Consider the following 9,312-nt stretch of genomic DNA (forward strand, 5'->3'; position numbering starts at 1 on the left):
GTGCTCCCTTGACCATCATCCCGAACTTGTTTGCCTTCTTTGTAGGCATCATCACAATTCTTATTGCATTTATATTTATCATTTTTCTGCTCGTCTTTTTAGTTCGACGAAAAAACTTTCCTAAGAAGCTTTTGATTGCCACGTTATCAGGTATCATGCTATACGCAGTAATCGTCGCGGGTACACATCTCTTTTATACATTCGACACCATTGACCGGAACAATACGCAACCGGGTCCCCCAGCAAGCACTTCACCGGATGGTCGCTACGAAGCCACTGCCACATATGAATTATATGGTGGAGCTCTCGGAGGAGTGAATGTGTGGGTGGACGTAATCAACCTCGAAACCCAAGATTTGAAAACTATCTATTATGCAGATGCAGTGGGTAGGGTGAGACTTGAGTGGAATGATAATGAAACGCTTGCGATTTGGAATGAGAGTGTCAGTGGGAGCGGCAGAGATTACAATGCTTTTCTTAACGTGGAAACAGATATTTTTCATGATCGTGGCAGCTTGTAGTAGTGGAACCCCAGGGGTTGTTTCAATAAAAAAGTTAACTTCGAAATGAAACGAAAACAGGTTTAAAAGGTGGTTCAGACCTGTTCTCTCTAAAAGTAGGTGAACTCAATGAAAACTGATTTGTATACCGCAGCGTTATTTCGCAAAGAACATATACCCGTCCTGCTCATTACCGTTACCCTTTTAATTTTCACATTTTGGATTTGGTTCGGTATGCCATTGTACATCGTTTCTTTTATAGAGAACTTCAAAAAAGTATTCGTTACCGGATTACTGTCATCGATAATGGTCAGCATCCTTCTTCTACCGCTTCATTTCACAATTGCGAGACGAATAGAAGGTGACAACGCATGGCATAAACTTCTTCTGAGATATTTCGTCAGATCTCTCGTTATCATATACGTGCTATACATAGTCATCTTTTCCATTGTATTTCTCATATACTAATCAATTGCGAGGTATCCACATGAAACTCTCATCCATCCTAGCCGCCATGGGCTTTCTCGTCATCGGTTGTGCATTTATTTTTCTGATTATGAGCATTTTCTCAGACGACTCAAGTGCTGGCTTGTCAATTGTCGTGTGCGTGTTGATTATCTTTAACGGCTTCATTGCTGTTGGCATTTCCGAGCTGCTTGAAAAAGCGGAAAAGACAGAGAGGTAGATTCCGACTAATTGCTTGTGACCACTCGCCACAAACGGTATTCTAAAAATAGAATGAATAATCTAAAATCGGAGGGGATTGTATGGCAGAATATCAAGTATTACAAGGGGCAGAAGCGTATACATATGAAGGAGGGAAAAAAGGAGTACTCGTCTCTCATGGATTTACGGGCACTACGCAGAGCATGCGTCCGCTGGCAGAAGCTTTTGTGGAAGCAGGGTATACCGTATCGATGCCAAGACTGAAGGGGCACGGGACGGATCCCGAGGACATGGAAGTCGCGACCTATCACGACTGGATTGCGTCCATTGAAGAAGCCTACGCATGGCTCACGGAGCGTTGTGACACCATCTATATGACCGGCCTGTCGATGGGCGGGACGCTGACGCTCTATATGGCACAGCATCACCCGGACCTAAAAGCCATCTCCGTCATCAATGCGGCGATTGAAGTTCCAACGATGGAGGGCGTCACGCAGTTGCCCACAGAAACGCGCTTTTTAGATGCCATCGGTTCCGACATTAAAAAGCCTGGCGTGGTCGAACTTGCGTATGCGAAAACACCGGTAGCTGCGGTAAAGCAACTGCTGACCTTTATGGCGGAAGTGAAAGAAGGTTTATCCAGTGTTCAGTGCCCGACGCTTGTATTGGTTTCGCCTGAAGATCACGTAGTGCCTCCGGGTAATAGTCATACGATTATTGAGGAGATTGCGTCCAAGGACAAAGCGCTCATCGAACTTCCGGACAGCTATCACGTGGCGACACTAGATAATGATCAAGAACGCATCATTCAGGAGACGCTTGCGTTTTTTGAGAAACATAGCAACTAAATGAAGTCACGGAAATTATGGTCCATCAAGTTGAGGCCGTCTTTCTCGTGATGTCTTTCCTGTCCTATGATCCGAGCGCGATTTACTACATTGTCGCGTCGCTTGTCGTCCTGTTGCTCGGATTACTATCCTTAGGCGTCGTAAGTTTACTAAAGAAAGTAAATCGATCCACGAATTAAAAAGGTTTGCCAGGTCATCCTCACGAAATAAATGAGGATGACTTTTTTTGTGAGCCGAAAACCCCATTAGCATCGTCTAACTACAAATGCACCAAGAAGAGGTGAAGAAGTGAATCCAACCAACCAACTGGAAGACTTTATCCGGCAGCACGGCGAAGAGCTGCTGCGACTGGCCTATACCTATGTGAAATCGCGTCATGTGGCAGAAGATGTTGTGCAAGACGTGTTGATCAAAGCGTTTGAAAAGCCGGAAGCGTTTCGGGGGGATAGCCAGTACCGGACATATCTCTACCGGATGACCATCAATCAGTGCAAAGATTATTTGAAGAGCTGGCAGTACCGAAAGACTATCATCACGGACACATTACGAAATCGCACGGCAGCTACTCAGAGGATTGGTCCAGATGACGAGCAGATTCTCGGTCAACAGATCCTTGCGTTACCTGTCCATTTCCGAGAGGTGCTCGTGCTCTACTATTACAAAGAACTAAACACACGCGAGATTGGGGAACTGCTTTTAATCCCGGAAAACACTGTAAAAACAAGGCTTCAACGTGGACGCAAACAACTCAAATTGAACTTGGAAAGGGGTGGATACGATGCGCGATACTTCTATCAAAACGAATATTGAAAAAGCCATTGGCGAAGAAACGTGGATAACAGAAGACCTCGTGCGGAAGATGGCGACGAAGCAGCGTCCACAAAAACAACGAGAATGGCCACAAATCGTGGTACCTACTGTTGCCCTTGTGTCCATTCTCATCGGATCTCTCTTCCTATTCATTACCCAGCCAGAATCGGATGAAATAATGGGGGCGAATCCAGACTGGCGTCAAATTGAGCTGGCAATTGAGGATGAAAATTTGGAAGCGGCATTCAAGTCGTATCTAAAAGCAAGCGTAGATCAGGATTACGCGGCGTTTGAAGAAGTGTCGACAACAACTATCGTGGCTTCTCCCAAAGAAGTCTTTGAACGCTACGAGCAGATTGATTGGTCGACTTTCCGGATTGTTGCCATTTCGGCAAGTCGAGGAGAGCCTGTCACGTCGGTCCAAGCGGCTTTCCAGTACAAAGAGTCCGATGTAGAAGTCGTGCAGACGTATAGTATAGATGCACACGACGGAGAGAATATCACCGTATCCGAACCAATCTACGAAGACCTTCCTGAGTATACACCGTTTGTGTTTCCGGAAAGACTAGAGCTTACGTATGTGGAAATTCCGGAAGCTCGGATAGTGGAGCGTGAATTTACGGATGAAGAGTTGTTACACGTCATAGACATACATGAGCCCGGAAGCGCGATTTTGGTTCACAAAGTGGAGGACGGTGAATATGAGTTTTACGCGCGGACAGGTAAAGGGACGTTCTATTTAACTACTAGTTATGGAAAGGCCGCCCTTAATAACTCATCTGCAAGTATCTTAAATCAAGAAACGGGTGAGGCAGGTTACTATTTACAATTTGAGGACCTTGGTACGATTGGACTCGTGTTCTTTGGAGATAAGGTGCATTTTTTAGAAACTCCATTAGACTATGAACTCGAACGAAGAATTTTACCAGGAGATGAGATGGAAACGATTTTGGTTAATGATGAATACGGGTTACAAATTCTCCGCTACAACGAAGAGACATTTGAAGGGGCTTCGGTTCGGTTCCCGTCTCATAACGAAAATTTCCCGGGCGCTCATGTTACCTATCAACTTGGCGAGAGAGCTAATCACTTTCAGGTGATATCGGGATTTATTGAAGGGGAAAAAAAGGCCATCTATGAATTTGAGGATCAAGAGACAATTGTGAAACGAGACTAAAAAAAGCCCAGGGCTCTTTCCAAAATCCAATTAAACTTCGGATTGGAAAATGCACTGGGCTTTTCTGTGAAGTTAGAACGCACCGGAACCTCCGCCACCGCCACCGACTCCTGCACCGCCGCCACCAACAGAGCCACCGCTTGCGCTCGCGCTTGTTGTGGAACCGGCCGAGATAAAGATGGTCGTCAGGAAAATCGGGTTCATGATGAAGCTAGAATCTTCCGACGTCGTATGCGTAACCGTGAAGACTTCTGCTTTTTTCTCGGCAAGTTTCGCGTCGCTTCCGAGGATGTAGGCGTAGGCACGCTGCCGCTCGTCCTCAGACAATGCTTTCCACTGGTCTTCTGTGATTGTCGGAATGGTCTTCTTCAAATGACGCCATTCTGACCGGATTTCATGGCCTTCTCGCGAAATCGGTGAATAGAGTAACGCAAATCCAAATGCTGCAAAAGCGAAAATAATGGACGCTGACATCCATGACCAAATTTCGTAGATACCCAGATAGATGGCAAACCCTATGAAGGCAGCTGCTGCGATACCTGCTAGCCAGCGAATGACTGGATGCTTTTCATAAAAGTTGTGACTTAGCACTTCTGTGCGGACACCTTTGTTCCATTCCGAAATAGCCATATTGTATTCCGAATGGTAGATGATTTTTTTCGTGAACTCTTTGACTTGGGTCAGAGTGAATTCTTGACCGTTGCCAATACGGTCGACGAGAAGCGCAAGCAGTGTTTCCTCGTGAGCATGTGTGGTCGTGCGGTTCACGAGTTCGAACTGATCTTCTGTGACTTGATGAAGATTGCCTTTACGGATCAGGTCAAGAATCGCGGCTGCTGTGACACTTGGTGAGAGAAAAGCTGAGTTCGTGAAATACAAAGTCGCCGGAATGCTCATCGTCTCTTGTGGGACAATGAATCCCTGTCCACTCGTCCGAAGTGCGCGCTTTCGGAAGAAGGCTTTTAACCAGGACTGGAAGATCAGTGCAATGAGTAATGCACCAGCCAGAGCGACGACAGGAACGCCAATGTCTCGAGCGGTCTGTTGGTTGGCTGCAAACACGGCCGCTTCCTCTTCAAGTTGTGTGCGGTCGGATGCTACCTTGTCCCGAACCGTATCACTTGCTTGTGTAACAGCAGGGAACAAGTCCGCATCAAAAATCACTCGGACATCAGCATTTTCCCCGTCCGGAACCGCACCTAATTCGAATACGACGGCACCGTTACTCGAAATGCGCTCGGAACCGAATGCTTCGTCATAACCAAGCGCATCCGTGTTGGACGAGATGCCAGGGGGCGTTACCGTGATTGTGGCATCGTCATAGGCACTTTCGTTGTTTTCGTCGAAGAAAGCATAGTAGAACTGCGCGCCGTCCGTGAATTTTTCGACAGCGTCCGTGATGGTATAGGTTAGGTTAACCGTAATCGTGTCGCCGTCTTCCCCTGCGCGGTAAATGCGGTAGACCCCGTCCACCCGCTCGGTACGCAGGGTATTGCCATTTTCAGAGGCAGCGAAGTTTTCAATCGACGTCCCTTGTTTTTCAATCAAGCTCCGTGTGATGCCGTTAAAGTCATCGTCAAACACATACGTGAACGTTTCCGTGACATTGGCGGTTCCGTTCTCTTGGAGACGCGCGTCAATATCAACATCGGAAATTTCAAAATCAATAGCCAGAACCTACAGCGGGAACAGCCCGACAAGTACTAGTATTAGAACGAATGATAGAATCATTTTTTCCATGACGGTTCACCTCTTATGTATAGATACGGTTAGAGAGGCGAAAGGATTCGGAATGGTGGGAAATAAAATTGAGTTGGATTGGATATAGAATGTACCAGATATATACAGATGGATAGGGGAGGTTTACACTAATCAGTGAAAAGAAAAAGGGAAGTGGTGAACTTATTTAACTAAAGGGACGATTTAGTTGAAGAAGGAATTTTGTAGCTTTCATGTTAGTAGAAAAGAATCGAGTTAGGGGATGGTATAAATGATTTTTGAATTAAAAGGGATAGAATTCTATAGATGCAGAGACTTAATAAATGAATGTGGCCAGTTAGAAGCAAAAGCAGTAATTGAGGGAGTGAATCCTGGTCGTGTATTTGTAGATGATATTGAAAACCCTACTTCTGGACTGATCTGGTTAGGAAATAACGATGGATTTATCTTTATTGGAAATGAACAGAATGAGACTTTTAATAAAAATCTAAATTATTTTATCGAGAACAGAATTGTACCTGAAGCGACTAACGTTGGTCTGAACTGGTTTGAAGCTATTGGTAATCATAGTAAATGGAATTCAACTATTAAAGAGGTATTTAAAAACCGCAACTTAGGAAGTTGGAATCAAAGAGTGTATTTACTATATAAGGAGGATAATCAAAATCACGACGAACTTAGCATTGAACAAGGTTATAAACTTATGAAAATTGATAAAAACATCTTTGAAAACAAGGATCGTTCAATTGAAAATATTGTTTTTTTACATTCCAAAATTTTAGGGTTTTGGGATTCTCCAGAGAGGTTCTTTAGTGATGGTATTGGATATTGTATGGTTTACAAAAATGAGATTGTAAGTGTTTGCTTTTCAGGTTTTGTCGTTGGAAATGTACACTGTATTCATATTGAAACTTTAGAAGGACATCGAGGGAAAAAGATAGCTCAAACTATTGCTCGGTCTTTTGTAAAAGATTGTTTGGATAATAAAAATGTTCCTTATTGGGATTGTATGGAGTCTAACAAGCCATCTGTTGCAGTTGCGGAAAAAATAGGGTTTAAAAAGGTATTTCAATACATTGGATATGAATTTCCATTTAAATAATTTTCACTTCAACTAATGGGACAAACTAGTTGTAGAAGTAATTCAAATGCTTATATAGAAGTTAATAAAGATGTAACGTAAAAGGGGTGGATTAAAATTACTATAATATGCTTGGTTAGACACGGAGAAACTGATTGGAATGCAATAGGAATGCTTCAAGGAAGAACAGATATCCCATTAAATGAGACTGGTTTTCGACAAGCTGAGGAATGTAGTGAGTTGTTAAAAACATCACAATGGGATGTAATCATAACGAGCCCGTTAAAAAGGGCAAAACAAACAGCAGAAATTATAAACAAAAAGGTCATTGTACCTGTTGTTGAGATGGAAGACTTTTTAGAAAGAGATTATGGGGATGCTGAGGGGATGACATACGAGGAAAGAAATTCTAAGTTTCCAGATAATTTATACCCGAATCAAGAAGAAAGAACAGCCCTTAATAAGAGGGTGATAGAAGGCATTGAGAAGATAAATCAAGAGTATGGAGACAAAAAAATACTGCTTGTCGCTCATGGTGCAGTAATCAATGCAATTTTAGCTGTTTTTTCTAATGGTAAAATTGGTTCGGGGAAAACCAATTTAATAAATGCTTGTATCAGCAATATTTACTTACATAAAGATAAATGGCGAATAAAAGACTTCAATCAAATTTCTCATCTTTCTAAGTACATTTAAAGCAGGTATGCTTTTTCTTATTCAACTATCGGGTGCTTTAGCAGAACAAGACAATCATTAGGAAGGTCTATTTTTACGTCCAAGACTAACGAAGCTTGATTTCTTGAAGAAGTTGCATATTAAAATAGCGAGAAAAGGAGATTGTGAAATGAGTTTAGCAAGATGATTAAGTTCATTAGAGGTCTTTTCCTAATCTCTATTTTTTAGATCCCCAAAACCATTTGTTTACTTTTTCTATTTGTTTACAAACAGAGGATTCTGATTTCCCAAACTGACAAAACGATTAAACAATATTTTCGATTAGTTCATTTTATTTGTAGTCGTAAAAAATCCCTTCTCATAAGAGAAAGGATTAAGTAAGGAATGTTTCTATTTTGGCTAAGCACTCGTCAACAATATCAACCATTTGTGAATCAGTTGAATCAAACTTCTTCAGGACTTTAAGCTTGCGAGCTTTCCAGTCTAGAGTTCTAACTTGATCAGTCAGAATAACACCTGTTATCGGAAAGCCTTCATTTAATTGTATTCCTTCATCAGGTAATGAAACTTCGAAAGGGTATCCTTTCTTTTGATTAGTAATAGGACAAATCGCTACAAATCCAGTTTCTTTATTAAATTCTTTTGGCGATAAGATGATACCATTTCTTCTTCCCTTCTGTTCATGTCCAGCTTGTGGGTCAAAGTTTAATACTACGATGTCGCCTCTTTCTAGTTCAGTTGACATTAAATTAATTCACGTCCCTCTATTCCTAAATCAATTTCTTGATGACGATTTTCAGGAGTGATCTGAGAAAGTAAATCTGATAAGCTATACTTCTTTCTGGCTCTCTTTGGTTTTAATGTAATCATACCCTCTTTAGAAAGAATACTTAAATCCATTTCAGTACCTTGATCAATTCCTAATCGGTCAGCTACATCTTTTGGAATTCTTACACCTAAACTGTTGCCCCATTTTTGTGCGGTAACTGTTGACATGTATTCAACCCCTTTATGTTGGTTTATGTTATTTTGGTTATAATTCATTTTATCACACTCTCCCCCTATTTGTATATACATAGTATATACATGAGGGTGTAACAAAATACCTCGACTTAATAAATATGAGAACGCCAACTGAATAACTACTCATGCAGGAAAAGTTTTTCAGATTAAAACGTGAATCTGAAGCCCAGTTTTCCTTCCTAATACGTTTTGGCTATGTTAGAGGTTGGGGATTGATTATTCGTAAGGTGGTTTTGTTTGTGAAATTTTACACTTAAACTAACGGGGCAGTTTAGTTTAATAAGAAGGGAAATTTGAACATAATAAATGCTAAAAGGGTTGTTTAAATGCTAATAAACATCACTATAGGTTTTATATTGCCTTGGATATTATGTATATTTCATCTTTATAAAAAAAACCGAAAGCTTGTTGTTACGATTGGTCCCTTTTCAAGTATTGTTTCATTTGTAACTCAATAAATTGGGAGATATTATGGCTTTTGGATTGTGGCACCCTTTGAGTGGAAAGAGTTATCCTCTTTACCCTTTATGTTTGGGTTAAATACGGTAACAGGGATTTATTTAATATACTTTATAAATAAATTCAAACATCAATTTTTAGTAATATAACTAATTATTACATTTACAACCATGTTAGAAGTAATTTTTCTATACTTTGGTAAGGTTAAGTATGGAAATGGTTGGAGTGTTTATTGGACATTTTTATCTTATCTGATTCCACGCGTGTTGATTAACCATTTTTTCCCATTGAAATAGAAAGAAAAAGAGAGATGCTTCCTGTAAAATGTAAGTTACCACACCAACATTTTCGAAA

General features: G+C 41.3%; 10 protein-coding genes. 7 read left to right on the forward strand and 3 right to left on the reverse strand.

The window, feature by feature from the left end:
* Window positions 1–8 precede the first annotated feature (8 nt).
* From ACFO0S_RS14685 to ACFO0S_RS14705, 5 genes are all read left to right on the forward strand, one after another.
* Window positions 9–521, forward strand: coding sequence for a DUF5412 family protein (locus ACFO0S_RS14685; protein WP_378142877.1), 513 nt, complete (start codon window positions 9–11; stop codon window positions 519–521).
* Between the two features lie 466 nt (window positions 522–987).
* Entirely contained in the window at window positions 988–1,185 is a 198-nt protein-coding gene (locus tag ACFO0S_RS14690; RefSeq protein ID WP_378142878.1) for a hypothetical protein, read from the forward strand.
* Between the two features lie 82 nt (window positions 1,186–1,267).
* The gene (locus ACFO0S_RS14695; protein ID WP_378142880.1) at window positions 1,268–2,014 is read left to right on the forward strand and encodes an alpha/beta hydrolase; all 747 of its coding nucleotides are present in this window, start codon (window positions 1,268–1,270) and stop codon (window positions 2,012–2,014) included.
* Between the two features lie 288 nt (window positions 2,015–2,302).
* A complete protein-coding gene (locus ACFO0S_RS14700) occupies window positions 2,303–2,824 on the forward strand; it encodes a sigma-70 family RNA polymerase sigma factor (RefSeq protein WP_378142881.1) in 522 nt (173 codons plus the stop codon).
* Window positions 2,793–4,001, forward strand: a complete 1,209-nt coding sequence (locus ACFO0S_RS14705; RefSeq protein ID WP_378142882.1) for a hypothetical protein — start codon at window positions 2,793–2,795, stop codon at window positions 3,999–4,001. Before ACFO0S_RS14700 ends, ACFO0S_RS14705 begins: the two co-directional genes overlap by 32 nt.
* 72 nt (window positions 4,002–4,073) lie before the next feature.
* Here the strand turns inward: ACFO0S_RS14705 and ACFO0S_RS14710 are convergent, their stop codons facing one another.
* Window positions 4,074–5,675 (reverse strand): DUF2207 domain-containing protein, encoded by a 1,602-nt coding sequence (locus ACFO0S_RS14710; protein WP_378142893.1) that lies wholly within the window; start codon window positions 5,673–5,675, stop codon window positions 4,074–4,076.
* A gap of 316 nt (window positions 5,676–5,991) precedes the next feature.
* On the opposite strand from ACFO0S_RS14710, the gene ACFO0S_RS14715 reads away from it, so the two are divergent.
* Both ACFO0S_RS14715 and ACFO0S_RS14720 read left to right on the forward strand, forming a co-directional pair.
* Window positions 5,992–6,822 (forward strand): GNAT family N-acetyltransferase, encoded by an 831-nt coding sequence (locus tag ACFO0S_RS14715; protein ID WP_378142883.1) that lies wholly within the window; start codon window positions 5,992–5,994, stop codon window positions 6,820–6,822.
* Window positions 6,823–6,918: 96 nt separating this feature from the next.
* Complete coding sequence (locus tag ACFO0S_RS14720; protein WP_378142895.1) at window positions 6,919–7,497, forward strand: histidine phosphatase family protein; 579 nt, start codon at window positions 6,919–6,921, stop codon at window positions 7,495–7,497.
* 352 nt (window positions 7,498–7,849) lie between these two features.
* Here ACFO0S_RS14720 and ACFO0S_RS14725 read toward each other — a convergent pair whose 3' ends face one another.
* The gene (locus ACFO0S_RS14725) at window positions 7,850–8,221 is read right to left on the reverse strand and encodes a type II toxin-antitoxin system PemK/MazF family toxin (RefSeq protein WP_378142885.1); all 372 of its coding nucleotides are present in this window, start codon (window positions 8,219–8,221) and stop codon (window positions 7,850–7,852) included.
* The gene (locus ACFO0S_RS14730; protein WP_378142887.1) at window positions 8,221–8,472 is read right to left on the reverse strand and encodes an AbrB/MazE/SpoVT family DNA-binding domain-containing protein; all 252 of its coding nucleotides are present in this window, start codon (window positions 8,470–8,472) and stop codon (window positions 8,221–8,223) included. The genes ACFO0S_RS14725 and ACFO0S_RS14730 overlap by 1 nt, the downstream gene beginning before the upstream one ends.
* Window positions 8,473–9,312 lie beyond the last annotated feature (840 nt).

Origin of the sequence: Chryseomicrobium palamuruense (assembly GCF_042649045.1) — a bacterium.
Lineage (GTDB): Bacteria > Bacillota > Bacilli > Bacillales_A > Planococcaceae > Chryseomicrobium > Chryseomicrobium palamuruense.

What these genes read in the sequence shown, in the direction of transcription:
- ACFO0S_RS14690 (WP_378142878.1), top strand. Translation starts at nt 988, where the DNA reads ATGAAACTCTCATCCATCCTAGCCGCCATGGGCTTTCTCGTCATCGGT.
- ACFO0S_RS14695 (WP_378142880.1), top strand. Translation starts at nt 1,268, where the DNA reads ATGGCAGAATATCAAGTATTACAAGGGGCAGAAGCGTATACATATGAA.
- ACFO0S_RS14705 (WP_378142882.1), top strand. Translation starts at nt 2,793, where the DNA reads ATGCGCGATACTTCTATCAAAACGAATATTGAAAAAGCCATTGGCGAA.
- ACFO0S_RS14715 (WP_378142883.1), top strand. Translation starts at nt 5,992, where the DNA reads ATGATTTTTGAATTAAAAGGGATAGAATTCTATAGATGCAGAGACTTA.
- ACFO0S_RS14725 (WP_378142885.1), bottom strand. Translation starts at nt 8,221, where the DNA reads ATGTCAACTGAACTAGAAAGAGGCGACATCGTAGTATTAAACTTTGAC.
- ACFO0S_RS14730 (WP_378142887.1), bottom strand. Translation starts at nt 8,472, where the DNA reads ATGTCAACAGTTACCGCACAAAAATGGGGCAACAGTTTAGGTGTAAGA.